Genomic DNA, 25,322 nt, shown 5'->3' with positions numbered 1-25,322 from the left:
CGCGATGCGACCCCTCTCTTACCTTGGGCTGCTCACGGCGCTGCTGGCCGGGCCTTTGATGGCCAAAGACCTCGGCCGCGTGGGGCCCACCTTCCCCATTGGGGAAATGGATATGCTGAGCTGGATACAAGCGCGTTTGAAGCAGTTTGAGCAAAATGGAAAATTGGCCCAAATGCAGCACGAATTTTCTGAACAAGTGAAAAAAAGTGTGCAAACGCCCCCGCCCCTGGCGCTTCGTACCACCACGGAGCCTAAGACGTATCTCGTTGACCCCAGCATTGTCGTGCCCAAGGACTTAACGGACGCGCAAGGCCGCGTGTTTGCCAAAGCGGGCACGCGAGTGAACCCTTTTGATACGGCGACGTGGCCAAGTGAAGCCCGTTTACCCCAGTTTGAGTACCGCAAAGCCTTGGTGTTTTTGGATGCGCGGGACGCGCGGCAATTGACGTTTGCCTTGGCGCTTAAGCACGATAAACCGTTGTTGTTCGTGTTGACTGGGGGCAGCCCCAATCGCGTCGCGAAGCAACTTGGCCAACGCATTTACTTTGATCAACAAGGGACGCTGAGCGAGAAGCTGCGTATCCAAGCCGTGCCGAGTCTGGTTGAGCAATCGGGTAAGGCGTGGCGGGTGCAAGAGTTTGATGTTCAGCATTTGCGCCCTTTTGAGGAGTGACCATGATCCCTTTTCGTTTTTGGCGCGCGCTGGCGCTGTGCCTGGTATTACTTGGTCCACCGAGCGCCAACGCCGGTGGCGCGGCGTGCGTGAGTCGTTTCATCAACCCCATCACCGATGTGTGTTGGGGTTGCTTATTCCCCATGACGCTCGGCTCAGTGCCCCTCATTCCCTCGGCTTATCCTGATACGAACAACCCCGCTTCCCCCATTTCTTTTTGTCCTAAACCCCCGCCCATTTTCATGCAAATTGGACTCAATATTGGCTATTGGGAGCCATACGCCCTGACTGACGTGACAAGGGTGCCGTACTGCATGGTTAACATGGGGATGCAATTGGCGGGGGCCAATCAGCAAAGGCTGGGTGGACGAAGCACTTCTCGCGAATCGACGTCGAGCGATGGCGGGTTTTATCACGCGCACTGGTACAAATACCCGCTGATTTATTGGCTGCAATTGATGCAATCGGCGGCGTGCATGGCCACGGATAATTTTGATGTGGCGTATTTGACCGAAGTCGATCCCCTGTGGAATGACGATGAACTGGCGTTCATTTTAAACCCCGAGGCCATTTTATTTGGTAACCCCATCGCCCAATTGGCCTGCATCCCTGAGTCCATCGCGACCACCACTAACCTCGCCCTGCCCTTTGATTTTCTGTTTTGGTGCCTGGGCTCGCAAGGCAGCGCTTACCCGTTAACGGGCAACACCAACTACCGAGATACCCCCATCCAAGCGGGCACGCTTATTATGGAGCGGCTGAATTACAAGCTGCATCGGCAAGGCATGGTGTGGGAAACGCGCGGGGAAGATGGCGCGGTGTGTTACCAGTACCCAACCCCGATCTTGCCCAAGTCTCGATACCGCTATCAAATGAGCGCCCCCATTACCGACGCGGCCTGGTGTCACCCCTACACCACGACGACCACGATTTGGGAGATGGGCCACGATAACCCCACCACCGGCGATAACTTTGGGTTCGTTCAGTGGCGTAAACGCAATTGCGTCTTTTTGTAACTTGAGTTTAAGGAGAAACGAATGTCGCTTGTATTCAAAGCGCGCCGGGCCCTGGACACATACCAATTGAGGCGTTGCCTGCCAGATGATGCGCTTAACGCGTTTTTATTGCTCGCTCAGTTAAGAGGCGTGCAGTTTCAATTTCCTCCCCGTTTTGCATCACGACAGGCGCGAGAAAACGCGCTTTCGCAATTACTCGAACCATTGACGCTATCGGATGAGAAAAGAGCGCGCCTTCTCGAAACGTATCTTCGGCCTATGTCGGTGTTTGATATCGGTATAGGCGCCTGTTCGACGGCCATCCACAGCGCTGAGCCCCCTGACTTTCCTTGCCAATTGTGCCAACACTGCGCGCCCGGGTTGTTGGCTTATTATGGTGAGTCTTTGTCACAACGCAGTTGGTGCAGTCAGTGTCATCAAAATGGGCCGTGCATTGATGCCGCGTTAATTGAGCATTATCGACAATGCGGCATTGAGGAAGCCACCATCGAGCGCCAGCTCCCCAAAGCGCGATGGGGGTTAAGAGGTGAGGTGCCGTCTTATCAGTCGATAGCATCGATTGAGCAGGCTTATCCCTTGGCGTTTAAGTCGTCGCGGTAAAATGTGTAATCGATGTTTGAATCCACCAGTGTAATACCCCACCACCACATTGTGAAAGATGGGTTCAAAGCCATTTGCTTCTAAGAACACACGACCAATGATGGTTCGGTGGTGACCATCATCGATATAAAGCTCGCCATCAATATTTCGAAAAGAGATATTTGGCTTCTCATGCTCAGGAAGGTAATACAAAGGAGATTGTTGAAGTTGTCTTGCGAATCGATGACCACGCTTCAATCCACCAGGGGCATCAATAGATGGAAACAGTTCCAGCCACGATTTCCCGGCGTATCGGGGTTCTAGGCTCCCCACTACATCGGATAATCGAACCGTTGTTACATGCCAATGTGGGCCACTGGCGTTAATCGCTCTCTTTTTGACGTTTGAAGGCCCTTGGTAGAGCACTCGGTGTGATGGGCAAGGCAAACCAGCAGAGCAATCACGTTCAATCGTCATGATTTTTCTTATCGAGGAGTATAACTTGTCATTATTATCAACTAACTCGCCCCCTAAAATAGCGTCGCTTGCTGCTTTTTTGGCACAGTGTCAGCAAACCGGTGTTCGACTGATTTTCTCTCACGGTGCGGAGAATCACCGTTATCGACAGAGTGAGTTATCCGCCCTACTCGCGCCGCTCAAGCTGAGAAGGCGTGAGAAAAAAGCGCTCATTAATGAGGCGCTCATGCCTTTGTTTACTTATACCTTGAGCCCGATTGATGTGCATCAGGCCATCGAAAATGAGACGCAGCCTCCATTGCCTAGTCAGGTGTGTGATGCCTGTGCGCCTGGCGTGTTTCAGCATTATGGTTACCTAGTGGCCGATCAAGGGTGGTGCAGTCAGTGCCATGGCCGAGGTGAGTGTTTAGATATCGCGCTGATTGAATATTACCGGCAATGCGGCATTGATGATGAGGCGATAAATGATCATTTACCTCGAAAGCGATGGAACTCTCTAGGTGGGGGGCCCCCCTATACCTACCAATCATTAGAAGCCATCAAAACGCAATATCAACACGTCCTTAATCGCCGAGTCAACCTAAGAAGAAAGTAAGCGGCCAATTTCAAATACAGCGGCTCCTCGATAGTTGTTCACTTTATCAACCTTTTTATTGGTTTTTGATTCAAACCAATATTTCCCATCTGTATGAAATTTTGAAAGTAGTAGGGATGCGTCCTCGATTTCTTGGGGGGAAACTTCGCCTCGACCCGTTGCAATACCCGCCATTATCGAATGATTTCCCGTACCTACCAAAAAGAACCGCCAAGGAAGAATTAGTGTTACATAGTGGTTGCTGTCTTCTTGCCAAACTACAGGCTCCCTATTTGGAGTACGGGACGATAAATAGCATAAGTTATCAATGTACCGTTGCCTATTCCAAGGGCGAGTAAAGGCAATATCACAATTTATCTTTAATTTATGATCGCTTGAATTTATAGGGGATCGGCTGAATTCGTATAAATAAGGTTCCATTTTTTCTGTAAATAAATCCTTTAGTCCAATTGGTTTTGCAGCACCAGTACCAAGCTCGACAGTTATCAAGTTTAGCTCCGACTGCATCGGTTTCAGGATCAAATTAATAAAGTCATATAACGCAAGTGGGTTTATAGCATTGATGTCATGCGCAACCTTAAGCAAGTTTTCAAACTTCACTCTCGCTGATTCAGATTTAAATAACCATTCTAGTTTCCCGTAAAATTTCATATATCACCCATCGGAGGATTTTATGTCCCTGTTTATCTTGCAGACTCAGTTATTCAAACTTTGTCAAAAACTCAAAATTATACCTGAAGATCTCATTTCGCTCTCTAACCTAGAGCATCATCTCCCGATAGAAAGGCAACTTGATGAGTATCGAGAGTTAATTGAAGAGATAGAAAAACAGACCCAATTTTTTAGTGCCGGTAAGGCCCCTTGGTCAAAGAATCATGCTTACACGCTTGATGAATATTTGCAGGCTTTATGTCAACACTCATCGCTTAAGAGAAGACCCGTTGGGATGAGTGAAACAAGGCCATGCCCTAGCGTATTAAAGTCACCGGACTGGCAGTGACAGATGAACGCCTCCTTAAACTGATGCTTTTTAACTTGAGCTCGCTTTTGGCGGGGTAGGCTTGCCTGCCCTGTCAAAAGGAGTACCACGCTTGCGTGGAGCTTTTATTTCGTTGAGGTCTTTATGTCTCCTTTCTTCTCTTGGGTCGCCACGGTTGCCCTGCTTGTGTCGACCTTGTGTCACGCGTACACGCCAGAAGAGCTTCAAGCGTTCAGTGAGCTTGAAGCCTCGGTGCTGACCAATCCGGTTTCAAACGAGACGGCACGCACCATCGACGCTCAATATCAAGCCAGTGATGCGCATGCCGCCAAGGCGCAAGAGATGGCCCTGTTTTGGCAGGAAAAATTAAAGCCCCAGCACCTTGAGCGGGTCATCGATATTCCAGAGCCGAAACAAAACCCCAATGCGGCCCCAACGGGGGTGATGGTGTTTGTGTCTTTAACAATGCCGGACGCCACGCTGCGAGCCCTACTCAAGCAAAGTGAGCAGTGGCAAGTGCCCTTGGTGATACGGGGCGTGCTACCTGACGGCTTTCCAGCCACGGCGAGACGCATTCAGTCGTTACTGAAAACCCAAGCGCTTGATGCGCCCATTCAGAGCGGGTTTGCCATTAACCCGGAATGGTTTCGCACCTTTGAGGTGACCGAAGTACCGACCTTCGTCGCGGTCAAGCCAGGGCGCTGCCTACCTAAGCAGCCTTGCGAGGCCAGCGACTTTGACCGTTTGACGGGGAACGTTTCGCTGTCCGACGCGCTCCACTTATTGGCCGAAGGGGATAACCCCGAGGTCGTTCGTCCGTTATTGAGGAGAGGTGATGAATAAGACGTTCTTTTTCAGTGTGGCGGCGCTATTGGCCCTAGTGGGTTTGCCGTTGTCCGTTCAAGCCGATGCGCAGGGCGATAAATACTACGACAACGTCGAGTGGGTAAAAAATGCACAACAAGCAATCCCTGCCAGAGCTCAAGGCAAGTTAAATGCGGGCGACTACTGCGCTGAGCCTGAATGTGAGCGTAAAATCGCGAGACCCGGGGAAGCGAGCCTGACCGACGGCAATATGACATCGAAAAAGCAGTCGGCGATGCACAGCAACGCCGAGGCGCAAGCCGTTAAAAGCAGCTTCGATCAAGGTCGCCCAGCGGTGAAAAACGACCCCGCGTATGAATTTGCGCTCGTTGCTCAAGACAACGCCTATGAAATCACCCACGGCATCTCCAATCAATACGTCGATTGCGATAACGCCACTCAGTGCACCATAGATTATATCCCTAAAGTGTGTCGCCAACCGACCAATAGCAATGTGCCGTGTACAAAAAGTCCAGTGTTCACAGTCGTCACCTCTCCCGTGATTTACAACTGTCCGTCAGGGTGGACTCGGCAAGGTGATCATTGCAAGCGTACGATAAAGCAATGTCGATATAATAGTTCGAACGCTGTAACCCAATCAGGCGGCAACAGTAATTGCTCTTCAAATAGGACGACTTATCTATGGGACGGAAAATATGTAAATTCAAATCAAGGGTTTACCAAAGGAGCCATGAAAGGCTCTTCGAGTTGGGGGGGGTGTAAAGGATCAAACTGGAGCAAAAGTTACGAGATTTGCGGTCCTGTCCAGGAAAGCATAAAAGCTTCATTAAGTTGCTCAAGTGGGTTTACCCTATCTGGCGGCAACTGCATTAAAAATAGAATGTCTTGGAAAACCCACTGCAATCTTTTAAGCGAATGCAAGGTGACCTCTCAGCGTTGTGTTGAAGGTAGAGCGACCCGTCGCATCAATGGCATACCGACCACGCTCGATTGCTGGAAATACCAAGTTAATCATCACTGTGAGAGAGCCAATACCTGCAGCGCCCTGCCTGCTGATTGCACCACCACTGCCACCCATTGCAGCGCACAACAAAAAGGCGTGTGTATTGAGCAGGAGCTGAAAAAATCCTGCCCTGAAAAGCGGTGCAGCAGCACCAATCTCCTATGCGGCGAAGAGAGCTTTTGTCTCGATGGCGACTGCTATGGCGAAATGCCGACCCCGTCCGACGACTTTAATGAATCCGCCGCCGCGCTCGCGGCCTTGGCTAAGGCCGCCGAAGGGCTAGGCGATCCACCCAAAATCTTCACCGGCCAAGGCCAAACCTGTAGTAAGAAAATCGCGGGCATTGCCAACTGCTGCAAAGACGGAGGCTGGGGTACGGATATCGGTCTCGCCCGTTGCAGTGAGCAAGAAAAGGCGCTTGGCAAAGCCAAGGAGGACAAATTGACCATTTATTTAGGCAGTTATTGCGCCGAAAAGGTACTCGGTAAGTGCATTCGTAAAAAGCAGGCGTACTGCCTGTTTGACAGCTTATTAGCGCGCATTGTTCAACAGCAAGGCGTTCAAGGGCAATTGGGCCTCAGTCTTGGAACGCCCAGAGCGCCGGTGTGTGGGGCCATCACCCCAGAGCAAATGCAGCAAATCAATTTTGAAGACATCGATTTTTCAGACTTTTTTGCTGAGATGAACAGTAATACCAATCTGCCCTCATCCAAAGAAATCCAAGACCGTATTTCCAGTGCCATGGGAGGATAAACAATGACGCACATTGCACGCGCCCTGCTTGCGCTGACCCTGCTTTATGGGGGCAGCGTGCAGGCTAACCAGTCTCCCCAGGGCTGGAAGTGGTACAACGAGCCAGCGGCCAAACCGGCCCCTAAAAAAACGCCCCCTAAGCCCATTCCCCCCAACCAAACCACGCGAGTGATGAGCGCGACCGAGCAAATGGACTGGTTTCATCAGACCTACAAGGAAGCGCTCAACGACGCCACGATTAATTCGAAAGACGAAGACAAGCTCAAAACGGTGATGCAACTTCACCAGTTCATTGGCGAACGGACCAGTGAAACGGGCATGACCTTTAAAAAAGTCTTGCACGCCAACCCAGCGCTTTCTTATCTAAAAGACCGCCCGGCCGAGTTTGCGGCCCGCGGCACCTATCACCAATTAGAGCGGGACAAGAAAATCGCGGCAGTGGCACAAATGCGAGACGAAGGATGGGGCTTTTTCTTTGTCTATGACGGCCAAGACGCCCTCAGCCAGAAACTGGCCCCCTCGATGCAAAGCTTTGCCGATACGCACGGGATTGAGATTTTGGGCTTATCCCGCGACCGCACGTTTGTGTCCGGCATTCGGGAAAACCGAGCCAACGACAACAAGGTGGCCGTGCCTTATGCCCCCGCCCTGATTTTAGTGAACCCGAGTACGGGTGAGATGAAACCCTTGGCGTACGGCTTTATCTCGCAAACTGCGCTGTTAGGCCGTTTTTATAACGTGGCCAACGACTATCAAACCCCCGATTTTTAAGGCAGCGAACGCTTGCCGCGACCCAGAGAGTCTATGTATGTTAATCCGAACCCTACTATTATGCCTTTTCGCTTGGCTCCCCCTATCGACGGCGCAGGCCGCCCAAAATGACGACTATGCGATGGTGTTTTTCTTTCGCAGTGATTGCCCTTACTGTCACCGCTTTGCACCGAAACTGAAACACGTCACCGAGCGTCATCAACTGCAAACCTACGCGTTTTCACTCGATGGTCAATCCATTCCCCACTACCCCGTGCCTATCCCGGCCACGCCAGAGATAAGCCAAATGTTTTTTGACAATCCGCGCAGCGTGACGGTCCCGGCCACTTTTTTGATTAACGTGAACTCTCAAAAGTTCGTGCGCTTATCGATAGGCGATGTGGCCACCGACGTACTCAACCAAAGTGTCACGCGCCTTTTAGGCGATCCGAAAACTCTGGAGGCGTTGCAATGAACCCGATGAAACGACCACTTCGATGGCGCCCCTTCGCCCTCGCCGTGGGGCTAAGCGGCCTCATGATAAGCAACGTGCAGGCGGGCGGCGTCAATGGCTCTCTGGACGGCTTTTTTAACGGCTTGGGTTACAACACGAATGTGACGCATCCGAACGCCTACAAAGGCCAGGCGGCCAGTTATTACAATGCGGGGGCGCTCTCTGTGCGCTCGCCCATCATGAGTGCGCAGCTGGTCAGTGTTAATTTACCGGATGTCTCAATGGGTTGCGGCGGCATTGACGCCTTTTTGGGGGGCTTCTCGCACATCAGTGCCGATGGTCTGGTGCAATTTGGTAAAGCGGTGGTGCAAAATGCGGCTCCCTTTGCGGTTGACCTGGCGCTGCAAGTTTGGGCGCCACAAATCAAACAAATTCGCGATAACTTGCAATCCATTGCTGATGAGTTTCTCAACCAATCCATCAACTCGTGTGAGGCCGCGCAGGCCGCGGTTAGTGGTTTAGCGGCTTCGTTTGGGGGAGCGGATGCCAAAAAACACGTCTGTAAAACGTTGGGCACCAAACAAAACGTGTTTGACGACTGGGTGGCCGCGCAAACGGAATGCGGCGTCGGCGGACAAGCCAAAGCGCAATTGGATAAGGCGCGCGCGGATGATGCCTCGGGGCTGGATGACATCACCAAGACCAGCCACAACATCGTCTGGTCAGCGGCGGTCAAAAACGAGTGGTTAGCCAAAGACAAAGCCTTGGCGGAGTTTTTGATGAGTTTATCGGGTACGTATGTTTACGATGCCAACGGAAAACCCAAATATTACGCCTCACTGCTGGCCGATAATAACAACTTGGTGCAAGCGTTACTCAAAGGCGGGAAGGTGGAGTACTACAAGTGCGACAACCAAGGCCCGAAAGCGTGTCTGTCACCGAAGAAAAAAGAACTGACGTTAGCGCAAGACAAAGGGCTGGAATCGCGCATACGTAAAACGCTCGAAGCGCTTTACATGAGCGTCGCCAACGACACCAAACTCACCAATAGTCAAAAAAGCTTTTTGGAATACACCGAAACGCCGGTCCTTGCTGTGTTCGTGAGCTCGGTCAGAGGCAATCAGTACCCGAACTTTGCAGCGTATTCACGCATCATTGCGATTGAGCTGTTGACGCGCTACCTCAATAACATGTTGACGGTGGTGTCCACGTCCCTCAATCAAACGCAAGTCGATAGCAAAGACATCGATCTCATTATGAGCGACGTCGACCGCGCTCGCCGCTTTACCGACGGCCTCGCCGATAAAGCCAAACGACTGATTTTAACGCAGGAGCAACTGACTCAGGCGTATAAAGAAACGGATCGAGACGCCATGAGTAAGGTCAATAAGCAACTTCTACAAAACCTGTCTTTTGGAGGGTAACGTGACACTCGAATACTACACCTACACCCAAGGCGCGGCGATACAAAAAGCGCTCAACGCCATTGCTCTATTTTTTGCCAGCCAATCGTTCGCCTCGATGATGTCCATCAGTCTTATGATTGGAGCGGCCCTCACCTACGCACACTTTGTGGCGTCCCGTAACCCCAAACACATCTACATTTGGGCCCTGGTGTTTACCTTGGTGCCCTCGATGTTGATCAAACAGACCGTGACCATGCAGGTCATCGATAAAACTGAACCCACCGCGGGCTACTCGGTCGCGAATGTGCCTTACATCGTGGCTCTGCCAACCTGGTTCTTTTCTACCTTAATGGCGGGCAGTGCCGATGCGATCGAGTCCATCTTTACGACGGTGGACGATGAACGTTATGGCCGCACAGGCATGATGTTTGGCTCCGAGCTTTATCAGTTGTCACGCCAAGCCGATTTAAAAGACACCGATCTACGCCGGTTATGGGATGACTTTTTCAAAAACTGCATTGTTGGTGATATTCAAATCAACAAGAAATACACCTGGGACTCGCTCTTAAACGCGCCGGACATTTTTACCTTTCTCGATGGACAGAGGATGAGCCCGCTGCGCGGGGTGATATTGAACGATATCAACCAGACCTTTCAAACGTGTGAGGAGGTCTACCCTGACATCAAGACAAAATTCTTGGGCGAGTCCGCCGAAGAGCTGGATTTGATTGCGACCTACTTGCATGGCAGTAAAGCGAGCACCTACAAAGCGCACGTGCAAAATGCCATGTCGAACAGTTACCAAAAATACATTGGGATAAGCAATAACGCCGTCAATGTGCTCAATCAAAACATGGCGATGAATGCCATTCGTCACAGCATCAATAACCTCGACCCATCGGCCTCGGCCATGAACTACGCGTACACCTCGAACAAGATGCAGCAAACCTCGATGTGGGCCACCTTGGGGATGCAAGCGCGTGAGTTCATTCCCATGATGCACACCATGCTCTTTACCTTGTTCAGCTGTCTCGGGTTCATGGTCGCGGCGGTGGCGCTGATCCCCGCGTTCACTAAAATGGTGCTGACCAACTACATTAAGACGTTTGCGTATTTGGCGACGTGGCCCGCTTTGTTTGCGATCCTCAATGCCATCATGACGTGGACGCTCGAATCGCATTCGAGCGCGATGGCTAACCCTTCAAGCACGGTGGCCAATCCAATGAAGGGACTGTCACTGTCTAACGGTAATGCGCTCGATGAGCTGCACATGCGTTACGGTTATATGGCGGGCTTTTTAATGATGTCGATCCCGGTCTTAGCGGGCAAAATCCTGCAAGGGGGCGTCGCGGCCGCTCAGGCCATGAACTATCAATTGGCCGGCATGATTAACAGCACCAATGCCCGCGTGTCGGCGGCCTCTTCGACCGGCAACTTGGACTTTGGTAACTTGCAGATGCAAAACCACAGCTTCAATAATACCTCGGCCAATAAGTTTGACGACAATCTCCTGATGCGAACCGGGATGAGCACTGCGCAGCAAGCGGATGGCACCAGTGTGACGCGCTTTCAAAACGACGGCGGCCGTAGGACGTACAACGCGCAAGAGGCCGAATCCAAACCCTTGTGGCAAGCGCAAGCCTCTAACATGCTGCAAAACAGCCTCAACGACCAATACACAGACGCGAAAACCGCTCTAACGCAACACATGAACAGCTTCAATGACAGCTTTTCAAAGGGCTTTTCGCAAAGCGACCGTTGGAATGACAACTGGAGTCATAATCGAAGTTATGGGGACGGTCAATCCATGTCAACGGAAGGCCAAATCAGCCAGTCGCATTCGAAAATGGAATCGGCCATTCAGAGTATTTCAGAAACCACAGGCTGGAGCCACGACCAAGCGAAGGCATATGTAACAGCAGTCAGTGGTGGCATCGAAGTGGGGACACCAAAAGGCGCAAACTTGTTGTTTGGTATGAGCGCAAAAGCGGGCGTCAGTTGGAGTCAAGATGACCGAGAATCGTTCAGTAAAATGAGCGCGGAGCAGAAACAAGCGCTGTCTCAAGCCACAGAGCAATACACCGAAGGGGCCACAGAGATGCAGCGCGCGGGCCGCACGCTCGATGCGAAAGACAACCGCAGTGAAGTGGAGCAGTACGCGTACGACTTTGCGCTCAACTTCCAACGCACTCAACAAACGGCCGCGGCGGTCAACGCGTCCAATGCGGACGTCGACACCCTCAGTCACATGCAGTCAAGATTGAAAAACGACACGGTGAACTTCAGTGCCAGCGCCGTTACGGGTTTTCAGCAGTATTTAGAGCGCATTGAACCAGATGATGTTGGAAGGCTAATGACCGCCTACAAGCCTGGGGACATTGAAGATGTAAGGAAGGCCTTTAATGACTATACCCATAGTGACGATTTTCAAAAGCACTACGGGATCAACACCTCAAATGCCTCTCTTGAGACGCTTAAAGAGCGCTATAAGCCGCAAGATTTAAGCGCGCAGCCGACGCTTAAGCCTGAGCAGAGTTCGCTTATTGGCTCGGGAGCCAGCAAGGCGCGCGCTCAGACCGATGAAATCTCGGCGGAGATGTTTCAGCTCAATGAGAGTGGGCAACTGTACGTTGATAGCACCTACAACAACGTGAAAGGTAATGCTTTGTTGTACGCGGGTCACATGCAGAATCAAGTAGAGTCAACGTTGTCGTCTCCTCCGGTTGAAACGGGTTCAGTAGAAACTGTCGTCGCTCAAGAGGTGGAGCCAGTCAAATCGACGCGGGTGGGCAGTCCGACCAATACGAGCTACCCTCTTTATCAACCGCCCCAAAATGGTGGTTAAAAACACAGCGCTGTATATTTAAACACATACTAAACTGTGTTAATATAGCGGTACGAATTCAAGGTAGGAATGAAGCATGAAGTGGATGATAACGGGATTACTGAGCGTGTTAGTGTGCTTGCCTGCGATGGCGCAGCCATGGCATAAAAGCCCTGAATTGGAGGCGCTAATCACCAAGCTCAACGCGAAGTACGAGTCAAATGAGTTATCTGATTATCAAAGTGAGAAAATGGATCGTGTTGATAATCTTTCTTACTTCATTCGCTACCTTGATAAGCCGGGTACGCCGGAGCACGCGCAGCTCAAGGCGTTTTTGTGGGGGATGCAGTCGGCGCACATTGGTAGCATCAACCAACAAATTCAGACTAACGTGGTGCCGTGGTTTTGTCCGCCAGGAGGCAGTTTAAAAACGGTCAGCCACAATGCGAAAAACCCGACCGAGTTCATCGAGAACATCGTTTGGTTCGGGTTAGAGCGGGACTTGCAGTATGACCCTGAGCGCTTTGATGCTTATAACGGTGCAGCTTCGTTTATGTCATCAAGCGCTATTATTAAATACGGTCTACAGACTAAATATCCTTGCTATGACCAAGTGCCACAAGCGCATCGTCTAGTGGGTTTTAACTACTAAGCAAACTTGGTCTTCAAGGGGTAAACAACAGCATAAAATATAACTCTAACGATCGCATGATTTTAGAAATGCTGGAAGGAAACGACTGGCGCTACATTCGCACGACTTACGCTCAAGTCTTGCGATTGTTAAAGCGAACGTCACATCGCGGCTATCTCTTGTATCGAGAGTCGCAGCCTTGGACACATCGGCTTTAGACTGAGCGATGATAAACATGATAGAAAAAAGGTAAGCCTGGCTTGCCTTTTTTTACGCTTGGAGAACATGTCGTTAATAATGACGGCACTTTTTTCATAGCGTCCAGCTCATCCTCTATCGATGACTATTCAAGGGAGAGAGAATCATTTTATATGTGATATTAGACATTCGAGAGGGTAAAAAAAACCATCACCAAGTTGGTGATGGTTACAAAGATGATTGGGGTGAAGAAAGAGTTTGGGATCGTTCTTTCTTCCAGGCGAGATCCCTTCGCGTATTTTTGGCTAATTAATGCCTAGCTAGCTTCTACAACATTAATGACTATTTACACTATTGCAACAATTGTGTGAATTTATTGTTAAACATAATTGGAAGAATGAACAACGATTTGTCCCCTTGAGTTAGAGGGGCGAACTTTTCGGGGAAAAGTGCGCAGTACCCCTATTAGGAATATCGCGCATTAAATTTGGACTAACAGCAAAGGTGGTCACTTCAAATTGGCGGCCTTCTTGACCTATTCATTAGCCATAATATTTATCTTCACCAATAATGATTTTAGTTTTTTCTGGTATGAGGTATGAAGTCAAAGCAAGATGAATCAATTCATCTTGCGATATGTTTTTCTCATTCTTAACTTGTTGTATTAATTCAAATAAATCTAGCGGTAGGGATAATTGTATGGTTTTTTTATCCATTAAAGCCTCGCAATGAAATGACAATAAATAATTATAATACTAGTCGATTTACCATAACGGCACTTAGTGCGAAGTGGATTTCTGACGAACAATCGCCTCCTGATCGTGGAGGTGGCGACTGTTCACACCAAAGAAAACCTGAGAAATGCTTTGTTGTGAATAATATCATAGCTTTAATTTTTAATGGCTTATGGATAGAAATAAAACCATTATGCAACCTGTTGTTTTGTTGAGCTAAAATCGACTTACTCACTCTTTCTGTGGATGAAAATGTATCCATTTAACTCAAAGGCACGGTACCCGCACGACTCACGCTCAAGCCATGCGGCAACGTATCTTCGCTAGGAGCGTTTGAGGCTGCATTTGGGCTGTTTCTGATAGCAAACTCGCACATTTACCATAGGAATAATAAACATCGGTTTTTCAGGTTTTCAATTGAACCTGCTCCGATGAGCAGTGTTTTAATTGATGCCAAATTAATATTGAGCTTTCATGGCTTGACTCAATACTATGCTTTTATTAGCTATATCATATAAAAAGAAGGTAAATATGGAACAAGTAACTTTTCAAGGAAACCCAGTTAAAGTTGTAGGATCTATTCCAACTGTAGGTAGTCAGGCTCCAGATTTCTCTCTTACGGCTTCGGATTTATCTGATTTGACACTCTCATCATTTAAAGGCCAGAACGTAATCATTAACATATTCCCGAGTATTGATACTCCTGTTTGTGCATCTAGCGTTAAGAAATTTAATGAAGAAGCTTCAAAACTTAAAAATACAACGGTTTTATGTGTATCAGCCGATTTGCCTTTTGCTGTAGGTCGCTTCTGTGAAGTTGAAGGTATTGATAACGTTCAACATGCATCTACCTTCCGTAACTCTGACTTTGCAGAAACTTACGGAGTGTTAATTCCAGAGGGTGCTCTTAGAGGTTTAGCAACTCGTGCAATCGTATGTGTGAATGCTGATGGAAAAGTGACACATTCAGAGTTGGTTAAAGAGATAACTGAGGAGCCAAATTACTCATTAGCCTTGAATGCTTTTTAATTAGATTGAAGAATAGCCCGTTTATCAGCGGGCTATTGAACCATTTGTAATCGTAGGGTTTTAGCTAGTTGTTAGCATTCCTTTAAGATGAGCTAAAATATCCCTTGGCTCATCCATTCTCATTTTCTCTGTAAATTCCACTTCACTCTCTAATACCACGGTAGCATGGTCAATCAGTATCTTGCGTTCTTCTTCTGATATCTTCTTTGTTTGCAACCCACAGATGCGAATAAGTAGGCACACTATATCTAGCTCCTTTGATTCTACTGAGCTGATTTCTTTATACTCTTGAATTTTTTCTAGTGCATTATTTATACGTTTTTTCGATAATGGCGTCATGACTGGTGCTTTGTTAGGTGTTTATTTAGTAATAATGTTTTAAGGTGTTTAGGTGCTAATAACAACACCAACCACTTTCTTTTTTGGCTGTATGACCACTCAGCCCCTTATTTACCATAACGTCACTTAGTACGAAGTGGATTTCTGACGAACAATCGCCTCCTGAACGTGGAGGAGGCGACTGTTCACAACGGAGAAAACCTGAGAAATGCTTTGTTGTGAATAATATCATAGCCTTAATTTTTAATGGCTTATGGATAGAAATAAAACCATTATGCAACCTGTTGTTTTATTAAGCTAAAATCGACTTACTCACTCTTTCTGTGGATGAAAATGTATCCATTTAACTCAAAGGCACGGCATCCGCACGACTCACGCTCAAGCCGTGTGACAACTTGCTTGGGAGAGAGTAAGCCCTATTTCTCAATCAAGAACTCATCCAGAGACACGCCCGAATCAAGCTGCCCTTGAATGGCTGAAGGCGTTCGGCCCTGACCGGTCCACGTCTTCTCTGTACCTTGTTCATCGGTATAACGGTATTTAGCGGGGCGTGGTGCGCGCTTCCCTTTCGTTTTCTCTGCCGAGTGTCCTGACAGCGCGGCAATTAACGCCTCAACCTCAATGCCTTCTTGTGCGATCTGTTTGGCAAGCTGAGCCACTTTTTCTTCTTTCTCTGCGCGCGCTTGTTCGGCCGCCTCTTCGATTTCGACACGCTCAAGACACACGGTCGTGAGTTTATCGAGCGCTTCTTCCAGTTGCTCTAACGTTAATTCACGTGAGTACGCACGAAGCGCGCGAATGTTCAGCAATGTTTTTATCATTTCAGTCATAGGTTACCCATGATGTTTAAGGAGACGTTCGGTGTAAAAGCAGATGAATCACTTCCTGCTCATCCACATGGTCGATTTCCACACGATAGACGCCCTTGGCTTGCACCGCTTCAATCAGCGCTTTAAGGCGCGTGGTTTTCACGGTCATGGCCAAGGGTTTGATTTGTCGATTGGCCTCATCAAAGCCGTCTTCAATTTCAGATTTCGTCATATACAAGGTCTCCATCTCGTGGGTTTTATCGGGATGGTCGAGCTCGGAAGGAAATTGATGCTGCTCATTAAGCTCAGTCAGCATAATGTAAAGTTCATCGGCCTGTGAAAAACGAGCCTGATATTCAAGGTTTAGGCGGTTTACCTCCCATAACTTTCGCTCTAGATTGCCATTGGCCTGACGACCGATATTGAGCATGGTTTTGAGGTCATTTTTACACACCGAAAATTGAGCCAACTTCACTTTAGGTTTGAGGTGTTTGACCAAAAGCGCATTGCGCTTTTTCACGGTCCAAAACCCACCTTCCTGGCTCATGGTGCAATAGAGCGTCAATAACGAATGGGTCACCAGCTCATCCAGGGCTTGGTAGTGTTTCAGGTTGCGACTCATGTCCGTATCCGTGTGTGAAATCTTGCGCGCATTATATACCTAAGTCTCTTTAAAAATCATGGCCCTGCGGGGCTTTGAACGCGGCTTTCGCCCGCCTACCCTCATTTTATCTTCATGTTCACGCTGAATAAGGAGCGCAGATGCGTACCCGTAAAAAAAGTAACCACTTTACTCGTGGTGGCCAAGTCACCTTTCACTCCATACGAATGTTCTTTCAAGTTAATAACGCGCTCATCAAGTTCATCGGTATAGGGATGCTCATTTCAACCTTGGGGCTGACATTTTGGCAAGCCCCACCCAATGCGCTGTGGGGCGAGTTCTACTACTGGCGCAATATCGTTTACGCCAAATTAGGAAAACCCCTCGACAGCATGGTGACCACCATTTGGGAGGGAGAACGCTATCAGTCTGCGCTTGCGACTCAACTTGAGAACCCTGTGCTGCTCGATATCCACGATCAACTGTGGCATAACTTTCAAGTTTACTATTTGCTCTCTATGGCCATCGGCTTTTTCATTTTCTATCTCTTGCAACGCTTTTTCAAAGCGCAAGGGGAGAAACAGAGTGAAGACTTCCATGTGCGTGGTTTTCGTTTGGTGCCCCCTGACGTCCTAACCAAGACACAAATCAAGCGCGCCAAAGTGAACCGTAAACGCGGTTATGGCGACGGCTCCATTTCACCGTTCAAGATTGATGGCCATGCTCTGCTTAAGCAGTCATTTGAGGTCAAACACTTGCTCATTGATGGCACTACGGGCGCGGGTAAATCGGTCATGATCCGAAAGTTGGTGCGCTGGATACGCGAGCGAGGCGATAAAGCCATCATTTACGATAAAGGCTGTGTGTTCACCAGTAAGTTCTATCGTCCCGAAACGGATGTCATCTTAAACCCGTTTGATGCCCGATGCGCCAACTGGGACGTCTGGTGCGATGCCAAAGACGCGCCCGATTTTGAAAACATGGCGGCGGCCCTCATCCCGCAACACGGCGATGGAGACCCGTTCTGGGTTGAGTCGGCCCGCACCATTTTCTCATCGACGGCGTACCGTATGGGCCAAGACAGTAAACCGGCGACCACTGCCCGCTTACTCAGCCTGATCCTCACGAGTGAGCTCGAAGCGCTCGGTAACTTTTTAGAAGGCACTGAAGCGGCGTCTCTCGCCTCAAAAGACATCAAAAAAACGGCCATTTCCATAAAATCCGTACTGGCGACCTACATGAAAAGCTTGCGCTTCTTGGATGGGTTGGACGACAGCAAACGCAGTGACGCTCTGCAAAAGAAATTCTCCATCACTGATTGGGTACAAGACGATGAGCAACGGGGTTTTTTGTTCCTATCGAGCAACGCCCAACAGCACGCTTCACTGAGACCACTTATCTCGATGTGGCTCGCAATAGCATCCAATGCCATTTTAGGGTTGGAGCCCGATGAAGATCGACGCATTTGGGTATTAATGGACGAGATGCCGAGTCTTCATAAACTCCCTGAGCTGGGTTCCATTATTGCCGAAGTTCGAAAATTCGGGGGGTGCTATTTGATTGGTATCCAGTCGTACGCGCAGTTGGTCAAGACCTACGGCAAGAACGCCGCCGATGAGATGTTTGATTTGTTGAACACGCGCTTTTTCTTTCGAGCGCCCTCAGCCCAAATGGCGCAAATCTCCTCCAAGGATTTAGGTGAGCAAGAGGTCGATATTTCCAAGGAAAACGTGTCGTATGGCGCGAATACCTTGCGTGATGGCGTATCTCTAGGGCATCAGACGGTGACCAGACCGGTGGTTTCTCCGAGTGAAATACAAGCTCTGGACGATTTACAATGTTACTTGCGCACGCCAGGTGTCGATCTCATTACGAAATTGGACTTAGAGTTCGATGTCATGAAAGACATCTGCCCTTCGTTCCATAAAAGGGAAGTGACATTGTCACAAGGTATGCAAGAAGCCTATTCGCAAGCCGTCTACTACGAAACGGTCGCGCCGGGTCTTCACCTTTCAAAAGAAGATCAGCAACCTCTTCTCAACCGTCAACACGGTCAGTTTGAAAGCAAAGAAGAAATGGTGACAGAGACAAGACAAATGAAAGAAGCCATGCAAAGCGATACGGTGCAACAAATGGTGACGCCGGAGCCCGAAGCGAATCACGCGTACCAGGAGCAGGCGCAACGTGTCATTGAAGAGCAAGCCATCTCACCTCCCGTTGAGATGGAGCCTGGAGGTATGGTGGAATAACGTCAACGTAGACACTCCATCACATTCAAGCTTCTCCCCCTAACCGAGTCCTTATCTCACACCAACGATGTGTCATCACTAGGATGGCACATTCTAAATTAAGGTGATATTAAATGACCACTCACCTATCTCAGCTCATTTTTGAGGCCCTCGTAGTCTCGCTCTTATTTTCCGCACTGTGCTTAATGCAGATCACCGAACTCCCATTTCAATGGACGCACTTTTTCATCGCAGCCATGGGTTCGTTATTCCTTTATGGATTTAAGCGCATCGCAGCTCTATTTGTTAAAAGGCGTCCCAACTCCCCTCACTATCTTGTGCTGACTTCGGCTGCGTTAATATTACTACTGTGCATCACGATGGAGCACTCATTATTTGGGTTATTACACTCTATTGGATTGCTCTTCTTGTATTGCGGTTTACTGTTTTCCAAAAACGCGCTGTGTCCGACTCATTAACAACAAACCATTTAGTTATAGTGCACTAGAAGTGCATTAACGACTCATTGAAACCTTGCTATCCAAGGTATTTAAAGCCCCATTTACCCCAATGACCGCTCAGCATTGCTGCCAGCGGTCGTTGGCATTGCACAAGGAAAATGCCATGCTTTCGATTAGCCCCCTCAAATCCGCCTCTGGCGCGACCAAATACTACCTTGGTGAAGAAAACCCGAAAGACCTCCCCGACGTCACCCTTGAGAAAGAAGACGGTGATAATTATTACCTAAAAGAAGCAGACCAACCTGAAACCACTTTTTGGCACGGGAAATTGGCCGAAGAGGTCAATTTAGCGGGAAAGCCGGTCGAAAAAGAGACCTTAGAGTCTGTCCTTTCTGGCCATCTTGGCCAAGAAACCATTAAAGGCAAGCGAGCCAATCATAAATCAGGCTTCGACCTGACGTTCTCAGCCCCGAAGTCCATCAGTATCTTAGCTTTAGCGGGGGGTGAGACACGGTTAATCGACGCTCACAACAATGCGGTTAAGTTCGCGCTCGCAGAGTTAGAGAAAGACGTCGCGCAAGTCAAAGTAACGCATGAAAAAGGCGTCCAGGAGTACGAAGACACCGACGCTATGATGTTTGCAGTGATCCGCCATAAAACCAGTCGTGAGAATGACATGCAGCTCCACTCTCACGCCCTCGCCGCCAATATGACGCGGGATCAAGCAGGAGAATTACGCGCGTTATCAACGTGCCTCAAGCAAAAAGGAGGGGTGATTAACGGAGCGGGTGAACGCATCTATCATTTTCAAAAATATTACACCTCACTGTACCAAAGCCACCTTGCCAAAAGCGCTGAAAACCTTGGCTTCAGTATGCGAGGGGTCGGAAATGGCCAGTTTGAAGTGACTGGCGTACCCGAATCTCTTATTGATGCTTTTTCCACAAGAAAAAAACAAATAGACCAACAAGCGTTGGATTTCGGTAATACTCAAACCGCCAGAGATACGGCCGCCCTCGATACACGCAAAGCCAAAACCTATCACAGCCATGAAACACTCAATCACCAATGGCAAGCCAAGATCCAAGAGCACGGGCATGAGCCTGCTCAGTTAGTTTCTCTGGCAAAGCGTGCTTCAACTGAACGTGTCGGCCCCTCACCACAAGAAGCTAAGGCTGCCATCCATCGCGCCGTTGAACATTTGGGACAATATAAAACCACCTTGCACATTGAAAAAATCATCGAGAGCGCGGCTGCTGATTTCACTTTCGGTAAAACGCAATTGAATGCTCTAGATTTAAAGCAAGCCACCGATGAGCTTATCAAAAGCGGTCAGTTGATTGCGCTTCAGGAAAAAGGACAGTACACATCCAAAGCCCTCCTCGATAACGAGCGCGCGCTTATGGACGCGACTCAAGGCCGAGCGCACCACATGAGAACCCACGTTAATCCAAGCGTTCTTAATCAGCTCAACGCCTCTCACAAGCAGCAACAAATCCTCACGGAGGTGTACCAGTCCACCAAACAGTTCCACATCGTGAACGTTCACGGCGACTCAAAACCGATGGCTCAGCAGCTACTGAATGTCGGTCACCATAGCCAAAAACGGGTTCACTTGGTTTCACCCAATGCCAGGGAGAAACAAGACAGCATGGACAGCATTCAAAGAAAAAGCCACACTTTGAGCGCCTGGGTCAGCCAACTGTTCAGCTCAGAGCATCGTCATACCACACACAGTTTGTTGAACGGTGACTTACCCCTGACCAACAAAGACGTATTGCTCATCGATGAAGCCAATAAACTGAGTGCCAATGAATTGCTGGCACTGACTGAAAAGGCCAAGCAATCGAACAGCAAAGTGGTGATGCTCAATCGCGTCACGAACCGGCAAGGCTTTAAAGCCCACAATGCCATCGAGCTCTACCGTAAGGGCCATGTTGAGAGCCACACTTGGGTCAATGGGAAAAGCCAAGACAGCCAGGTGACGCTTCATCAGAGTGACACACGACGACTCGCCCGTGTCTATGCCGACCTGCCTGATAAAGACCAAACCCAAGTGTTGGCCACCTCTGGTGTCGAGCAACGGCGACTGACCGAAGCAATAAGGACACAATTAAAAAACACCCACGCCCTGTCTCGCATCGAGACCACCCTATTTACTCAAGCTCCTCACTTCCTCTCTAAAACGCAACAGCCCCTCGTTCAACACTACAAACCCGGCATGATACTCACTCAGTGGGAAAACAAGCAGCCCCATCGCTTTGTCATCGCCAGCATCGATAAAGAGAGCAATACCATGACCGCATTTCGCCAGCAAGATGGCCAGAGCGTTCGCTTTGACCCATCCAGCTCTGACTTTAAAAACAGACGCATGCAGCTCACCAAACCTGACAGCCTGAATGTGGCTGTCGGTGAACGCATTAAGGCCGTCAGCCACCATAAAGCCGCCGGTTTAATCGCGCATCAAAGTTATCGCATCACAGCGCTCAATAAAGACACCATCACCCTAGAGCATCAAGGCCAAACCAAGAGCCTGCCGCTGAACGCACTCAAAGATGCCCCTCTTCACTATGATTACGTCCATACAGCCAGTCATATCCAATCCAAATCGCATACTTTGCTATCCGCTAAAGCGTTCACCTTGTCTAAGCCACTGCTCACAGAGCTGACAGAAAAAAGTGGGCGCATCGATGTCTTCACCGACAACATAGACAAAGCCCAACACGCTTTAGATAAAACGCACATCGCCCCGTCGGCCATCGAGCGCGTCATGACACCAAACCCTGTCAACGACCGCTATTTAAATGGTCGTACTGCAAATGAGCTCAAACAGGACGTCAACGCGGCCCTGACCGCCCTCTCTCGCGAGCAAAACGCTCCCACCATAGAAAAAGCCGTGAGCTTTGCACTGAACCACCTCTCAGAGCGAGAAGCCGCCTTTAGTCAAAAAGCGCTGGTGATTGAGGCGGTACGTTACGCGTTTGAAGAAGCGGGCACATCCGTTACAAAATCCCATATTGAGGCGGAGCTGGCCAAACGCAGCGACACGTTATCCGCGCAGTACAGTGACGGCACGCGGTGGACCACCCAAGCCGCGCTAGACACCGAAAAACATATATTACGGAACCTTGATCAAGGTAAGCATCAGCACACGCCGTTTGCCTCGGCAAAACAGGTGGCGCACTATCTGGCCGACAAACCCAGACTCACAGAGGGTCAAAAAGGCAGCATCACGCTCATTTCGACCACCAAAGACAGTGTTGTGGCCATCCAGGGCTTAGCCGGCACGGGTAAATCCACTATGCTCGAATCCAATATTGAACTCATTCAATCGGTGAAAGCCGTTAACCAGGAGAAAGCGCAAACCGTCATTGGTCTAGCCCCCACCCACTCGGCCGTCTCAGAGCTCGAAAGTAAGGGCGTTAAAGCGCAGACCTTAGAAAGTTTATTAACCGACTTGCGCCAAGGAAACCGTCAGCCGAGTGATTACCAGGGCAGCCTCTTCTTTGTGGATGAAAGCTCCATGGTCAGCAACAAGCAAGCCAAAGCGTTCACCGATCTCATTCTGGCCAGTCAATCCAAAGCCGTTCTTTTAGGGGACAAAGAGCAGTTGTTATCACTCAGTGCCGGTAAGCCGTTTGAGCTGGCGATGAGTCAAGGCCGCATCGATAGCGCTGATATGACTGACATCGTCCGTCAGCAAAACGACACGCTACTCAATGCGGCGCAAAACACCATTGATAAACAACCAGACAGTGCGCTCGATAAACTCCAAAAACAGGCTCCCGACACGCAAGGGAAAACCCAGCACGTGATCTCAACGCTCAATGAGCACACCCAGGATAAACGCCAGGCGCAGTTAGAGGCCACCGCTAAACTTCCTTATGTTGTGGCCAAAGATTACTTAGAGCGCACACCAGAGACGCGAGAGCACACTCTCATCATCGCCTACACCAACGCCGAGCGTGATGACATTACCGAGTACATTCGCAGTGGCCTCATCAAAAACGGAGAGCTAGGTAAAGAGAACATCGTGGCGACACGCCTTCGCTCCGTGGGCGCAACAGGCGAAGAGCTCTCCACCATGATGCCTTATCAAAAAGGCTTAGTATTAAGTACTAAGCCAGGGGAATACGCGACCATTACTGGCGTCGATTCAGAGCATGGCATCGTGACACTGCAAAATGAGAAAACGGGTAAGACGGCCACTTTCTTGCCTCGAAACCGTGACCATACGTTCACCACCCTGTTTTCGGTGTCTGAAAAGCCACTTTCAACCGGGGATAAAATCGTGACGCGCTTTACCGATAAGACGCGTGACATCAAAGCGAACGTCGAATACCGCATTACTCACGCCACCCCCGAGGCTATCTTGGCGCAATCATCGGCTGGACAATCACTAACCATCAACCCGTCGACCCTGCAAGATGGGCATTGGGATTACGCCTACAGCCGCACGGCGGATATGGCTCAGGGGTCAACCTACCCACACGTCATCACCGCCATTAAGAGCAAAGGCGCATTGACCAATCTTCGACGCGCCGGTATCGATGTCACCCGTGCCAGTCAGCACATACGTCTCTATACCGACAACACGGAGCACCTGGTCAAAACCTGGCTATCCAAAGAGAGTCACAAATCGAGCGCGTTGGAAACCATCGAGCAGACGCCGCCCACCAACACCGTGTATTTTAACCGCAATGCACTGCCCCATGAGGACACGCGTTTTCAAAATGCCAGTGGTGATTTTGATTATCAAAAATTCAAAACACACATTAATGAGACGCTCCCTAAATATACAGAGAGCCTCGCAGAAGCATTATTAGGGGCGCCAAATAGGAGTAAATCGGATCGAGATTATCTAACCTTCGGGATAGGTAAATCTGCTATTAAAGTGAGTTTAACCGGCTCCCACCGTGGTTATTTCAAGGACTACACCACAGGTGAAAAAGGCTCACTCGTTAACCTCATGATGAGTCACAAAGACATCGGCTATAAGGAGGCGATGAATATGGCGAACAGTATGATCAATGATCCAGATAAACATCAACTATCTGAAAACCCGAATCACGACAAATTACTGAACACCACACCAAGACACATTGCGCAATTTGAAGAGAGGGCCAAGGAGTATATCAAACAGAGTCAACCGATTAACGATTCATTAGTACAAACGTACCTGAATAAATTGGGGGTCAATAATATTGAGAATGAGCATGTGAAATACCACCCCTCCGTGTACTCTTCTGAAGATAAAGCCCTCCACCCCGCGATGCTCACGAACATTCACGATAAACATGGAGCAACGAGAGCCGTTGAAATTACCTATTTAGATTCTAGCGGAAATAAAGACAACACCCTCGACATTAACCCGAGAATATTGGGAACAAAATCGAAGCAATTTACGCAGTTTCACCAGGGTGAGCATTTACACGCGACAATCATCAGCACGTCTATTGAGCAATCCTTTTTAATTCGAGAAGAAACCCAAGGGAACATCGACATTATTAACGTCAATCATAAAAATGACATCCAAAATCTATCTACGGACGAATTGAGACAAAATGTGATCATTGTTTTGAGTCAAGGCAATCAAGATTTGAATCCCAACAACATTGAAAAAATCATGGAGAACTTTCACGGAAGAGACATTACCTTTATAACAGAAGAGGATTTGCATCGCGATATTCAATCGTGTCTACATAAACTCGATAAGATATCTAGCATCACAGAAGAAGATAAGAGCGATATTCTCAAAGACGAACACTCGCAGCGATTAGAAATCGATGAATTAAAGGAAAGAAAAGCGCAAGACAGTCAAGCATTGGACTATTTCGACAATAGTAACCTAAGCCAACAAAAAGAATCCATCTCGTTAGAAAAGGATATAGACGCCTCTCATGAAGACCGAGAAATAGAAAAAGAACTGGAGAGATAATCAGCAATAAAAAGGGTAGC

General features: G+C 49.0%; 20 protein-coding genes. 14 read left to right on the top strand and 6 right to left on the bottom strand.

Annotated elements, in window-relative coordinates:
* Window positions 1-4: 4 nt before the first annotated feature.
* Window positions 5-673 (top strand): type-F conjugative transfer system protein TraW, encoded by a 669-nt coding sequence (gene traW, locus ACTRWI_RS12380; RefSeq protein ID WP_499131765.1) that lies wholly within the window; start codon window positions 5-7, stop codon window positions 671-673.
* Window positions 674-675: 2 nt separating this feature from the next.
* Window positions 676-1,689 (top strand): conjugal transfer pilus assembly protein TraU, encoded by a 1,014-nt coding sequence (gene traU, locus ACTRWI_RS12375; protein WP_499131763.1) that lies wholly within the window; start codon window positions 676-678, stop codon window positions 1,687-1,689.
* A 519-nt stretch (window positions 1,690-2,208) separates the two neighbouring features.
* Here the strand turns inward: traU and ACTRWI_RS12370 are convergent.
* Window positions 2,209-2,745 carry a hypothetical protein gene (locus ACTRWI_RS12370; protein ID WP_499131761.1) on the bottom strand — a complete coding sequence of 179 codons (537 nt, stop codon included), beginning with the start codon at window positions 2,743-2,745 and terminating at the stop codon, window positions 2,209-2,211.
* A 25-nt stretch (window positions 2,746-2,770) separates the two neighbouring features.
* Here ACTRWI_RS12370 and ACTRWI_RS12365 point away from each other — a divergent pair, with 25 nt between their 5' ends.
* Entirely contained in the window at window positions 2,771-3,340 is a 570-nt protein-coding gene (locus ACTRWI_RS12365) for a hypothetical protein (RefSeq protein WP_499131759.1), read from the top strand.
* Here ACTRWI_RS12365 and ACTRWI_RS12360 read toward each other — a convergent pair.
* Window positions 3,326-3,991, bottom strand: a complete 666-nt coding sequence (locus tag ACTRWI_RS12360; RefSeq protein ID WP_499131757.1) for a DUF6710 family protein — start codon at window positions 3,989-3,991, stop codon at window positions 3,326-3,328. The genes ACTRWI_RS12365 and ACTRWI_RS12360 overlap by 15 nt on opposite strands.
* A gap of 22 nt (window positions 3,992-4,013) precedes the next feature.
* On the opposite strand from ACTRWI_RS12360, the gene ACTRWI_RS12355 reads away from it, so the two are divergent.
* The 8 genes from ACTRWI_RS12355 (at window position 4,014) to ACTRWI_RS12320 (ending at window position 12,986) form a co-directional block, all read left to right on the top strand.
* Window positions 4,014-4,340, top strand: a complete 327-nt coding sequence (locus ACTRWI_RS12355; RefSeq protein ID WP_499131756.1) for a hypothetical protein — start codon at window positions 4,014-4,016, stop codon at window positions 4,338-4,340.
* Window positions 4,341-4,463: 123 nt separating this feature from the next.
* The gene (gene trbC, locus ACTRWI_RS12350) at window positions 4,464-5,162 is read left to right on the top strand and encodes a type-F conjugative transfer system pilin assembly protein TrbC (protein WP_499131755.1); all 699 of its coding nucleotides are present in this window, start codon (window positions 4,464-4,466) and stop codon (window positions 5,160-5,162) included.
* Entirely contained in the window at window positions 5,155-6,900 is a 1,746-nt protein-coding gene (traN, locus tag ACTRWI_RS12345; protein WP_499131753.1) for a type-F conjugative transfer system mating-pair stabilization protein TraN, read from the top strand. The genes trbC and traN overlap by 8 nt, the downstream gene beginning before the upstream one ends.
* Before the next feature lie 3 nt (window positions 6,901-6,903).
* Window positions 6,904-7,671, top strand: a complete 768-nt coding sequence (gene traF, locus ACTRWI_RS12340; RefSeq protein ID WP_499131752.1) for a type-F conjugative transfer system pilin assembly protein TraF — start codon at window positions 6,904-6,906, stop codon at window positions 7,669-7,671.
* A 37-nt stretch (window positions 7,672-7,708) separates the two neighbouring features.
* Window positions 7,709-8,125, top strand: coding sequence for a type-F conjugative transfer system pilin assembly thiol-disulfide isomerase TrbB (gene trbB, locus ACTRWI_RS12335; protein ID WP_499131750.1), 417 nt, complete (start codon window positions 7,709-7,711; stop codon window positions 8,123-8,125).
* Window positions 8,122-9,528, top strand: coding sequence for a conjugal transfer protein TraH (locus ACTRWI_RS12330; protein ID WP_499131748.1), 1,407 nt, complete (start codon window positions 8,122-8,124; stop codon window positions 9,526-9,528). The genes trbB and ACTRWI_RS12330 overlap by 4 nt, the downstream gene beginning before the upstream one ends.
* A 1-nt stretch (window position 9,529) precedes the next feature.
* Complete coding sequence (gene traG / locus ACTRWI_RS12325) at window positions 9,530-12,355, top strand: conjugal transfer mating-pair stabilization protein TraG (RefSeq protein WP_499131746.1); 2,826 nt, start codon at window positions 9,530-9,532, stop codon at window positions 12,353-12,355.
* Window positions 12,356-12,431: 76 nt separating this feature from the next.
* Complete coding sequence (locus tag ACTRWI_RS12320; protein WP_499131745.1) at window positions 12,432-12,986, top strand: hypothetical protein; 555 nt, start codon at window positions 12,432-12,434, stop codon at window positions 12,984-12,986.
* Window positions 12,987-13,705: 719 nt separating this feature from the next.
* On the opposite strand, the gene ACTRWI_RS12315 is transcribed toward ACTRWI_RS12320, so the two are convergent.
* Complete coding sequence (locus ACTRWI_RS12315; protein ID WP_499131743.1) at window positions 13,706-13,879, bottom strand: hypothetical protein; 174 nt, start codon at window positions 13,877-13,879, stop codon at window positions 13,706-13,708.
* Between the two features lie 549 nt (window positions 13,880-14,428).
* Between ACTRWI_RS12315 and tpx the strand changes: the two genes are divergently transcribed.
* Window positions 14,429-14,926 carry a thiol peroxidase gene (gene tpx, locus ACTRWI_RS12310; RefSeq protein ID WP_171369456.1) on the top strand — a complete coding sequence of 166 codons (498 nt, stop codon included), beginning with the start codon at window positions 14,429-14,431 and terminating at the stop codon, window positions 14,924-14,926.
* Window positions 14,927-14,986: 60 nt separating this feature from the next.
* On the opposite strand, the gene ACTRWI_RS12305 is transcribed toward tpx, so the two are convergent.
* The 3 genes from ACTRWI_RS12305 to ACTRWI_RS12295 all read right to left on the bottom strand — a co-directional run bounded on the left by ACTRWI_RS12305 (window position 14,987) and on the right by ACTRWI_RS12295 (window position 16,696).
* Window positions 14,987-15,265 carry a hypothetical protein gene (locus tag ACTRWI_RS12305; RefSeq protein ID WP_499131742.1) on the bottom strand — a complete coding sequence of 93 codons (279 nt, stop codon included), beginning with the start codon at window positions 15,263-15,265 and terminating at the stop codon, window positions 14,987-14,989.
* A 416-nt stretch (window positions 15,266-15,681) separates the two neighbouring features.
* The gene (locus ACTRWI_RS12300; protein ID WP_499131740.1) at window positions 15,682-16,095 is read right to left on the bottom strand and encodes an H-NS family histone-like protein; all 414 of its coding nucleotides are present in this window, start codon (window positions 16,093-16,095) and stop codon (window positions 15,682-15,684) included.
* A gap of 16 nt (window positions 16,096-16,111) precedes the next feature.
* Window positions 16,112-16,696 carry a DUF2913 family protein gene (locus ACTRWI_RS12295; RefSeq protein WP_499131738.1) on the bottom strand — a complete coding sequence of 195 codons (585 nt, stop codon included), beginning with the start codon at window positions 16,694-16,696 and terminating at the stop codon, window positions 16,112-16,114.
* A 140-nt stretch (window positions 16,697-16,836) separates the two neighbouring features.
* Here ACTRWI_RS12295 and traD point away from each other — a divergent pair, with 140 nt between their 5' ends.
* Together traD and traI are read left to right on the top strand one after the other, a co-directional pair.
* Window positions 16,837-18,924, top strand: a complete 2,088-nt coding sequence (traD, locus tag ACTRWI_RS12290) for a type IV conjugative transfer system coupling protein TraD (RefSeq protein WP_499131736.1) — start codon at window positions 16,837-16,839, stop codon at window positions 18,922-18,924.
* Window positions 18,925-19,527: 603 nt separating this feature from the next.
* The gene (gene traI / locus ACTRWI_RS12285; RefSeq protein WP_499131735.1) at window positions 19,528-25,302 is read left to right on the top strand and encodes a conjugative transfer relaxase/helicase TraI; all 5,775 of its coding nucleotides are present in this window, start codon (window positions 19,528-19,530) and stop codon (window positions 25,300-25,302) included.
* Window positions 25,303-25,322 lie beyond the last annotated feature (20 nt).

The sequence above is a fragment of the Pseudoalteromonas sp. G5_S1_14_S5 genome (assembly GCF_054968605.1).
Note: the sequence above shows the minus strand (reverse complement) of the source record. Positions and strands in the feature narration are given on the sequence as shown.

Coding starts and splice junctions, on each gene's coding strand:
- traW (WP_499131765.1), top strand. CDS start 5: ATGCGACCCCTCTCTTACCTTGGGCTGCTCACGGCGCTGCTGGCCGGG.
- traU (WP_499131763.1), top strand. CDS start 676: ATGATCCCTTTTCGTTTTTGGCGCGCGCTGGCGCTGTGCCTGGTATTA.
- ACTRWI_RS12370 (WP_499131761.1), bottom strand. CDS start 2,745: ATGACGATTGAACGTGATTGCTCTGCTGGTTTGCCTTGCCCATCACAC.
- ACTRWI_RS12360 (WP_499131757.1), bottom strand. CDS start 3,991: ATGAAATTTTACGGGAAACTAGAATGGTTATTTAAATCTGAATCAGCG.
- ACTRWI_RS12355 (WP_499131756.1), top strand. CDS start 4,014: ATGTCCCTGTTTATCTTGCAGACTCAGTTATTCAAACTTTGTCAAAAA.
- trbC (WP_499131755.1), top strand. CDS start 4,464: ATGTCTCCTTTCTTCTCTTGGGTCGCCACGGTTGCCCTGCTTGTGTCG.
- traN (WP_499131753.1), top strand. CDS start 5,155: ATGAATAAGACGTTCTTTTTCAGTGTGGCGGCGCTATTGGCCCTAGTG.
- traF (WP_499131752.1), top strand. CDS start 6,904: ATGACGCACATTGCACGCGCCCTGCTTGCGCTGACCCTGCTTTATGGG.
- trbB (WP_499131750.1), top strand. CDS start 7,709: ATGTTAATCCGAACCCTACTATTATGCCTTTTCGCTTGGCTCCCCCTA.
- ACTRWI_RS12330 (WP_499131748.1), top strand. CDS start 8,122: ATGAACCCGATGAAACGACCACTTCGATGGCGCCCCTTCGCCCTCGCC.
- ACTRWI_RS12320 (WP_499131745.1), top strand. CDS start 12,432: ATGAAGTGGATGATAACGGGATTACTGAGCGTGTTAGTGTGCTTGCCT.
- ACTRWI_RS12315 (WP_499131743.1), bottom strand. CDS start 13,879: ATGGATAAAAAAACCATACAATTATCCCTACCGCTAGATTTATTTGAA.
- tpx (WP_171369456.1), top strand. CDS start 14,429: ATGGAACAAGTAACTTTTCAAGGAAACCCAGTTAAAGTTGTAGGATCT.
- ACTRWI_RS12305 (WP_499131742.1), bottom strand. CDS start 15,265: ATGACGCCATTATCGAAAAAACGTATAAATAATGCACTAGAAAAAATT.
- ACTRWI_RS12300 (WP_499131740.1), bottom strand. CDS start 16,095: ATGACTGAAATGATAAAAACATTGCTGAACATTCGCGCGCTTCGTGCG.
- ACTRWI_RS12295 (WP_499131738.1), bottom strand. CDS start 16,696: ATGAGTCGCAACCTGAAACACTACCAAGCCCTGGATGAGCTGGTGACC.
- traD (WP_499131736.1), top strand. CDS start 16,837: ATGCGTACCCGTAAAAAAAGTAACCACTTTACTCGTGGTGGCCAAGTC.
- traI (WP_499131735.1), top strand. CDS start 19,528: ATGCTTTCGATTAGCCCCCTCAAATCCGCCTCTGGCGCGACCAAATAC.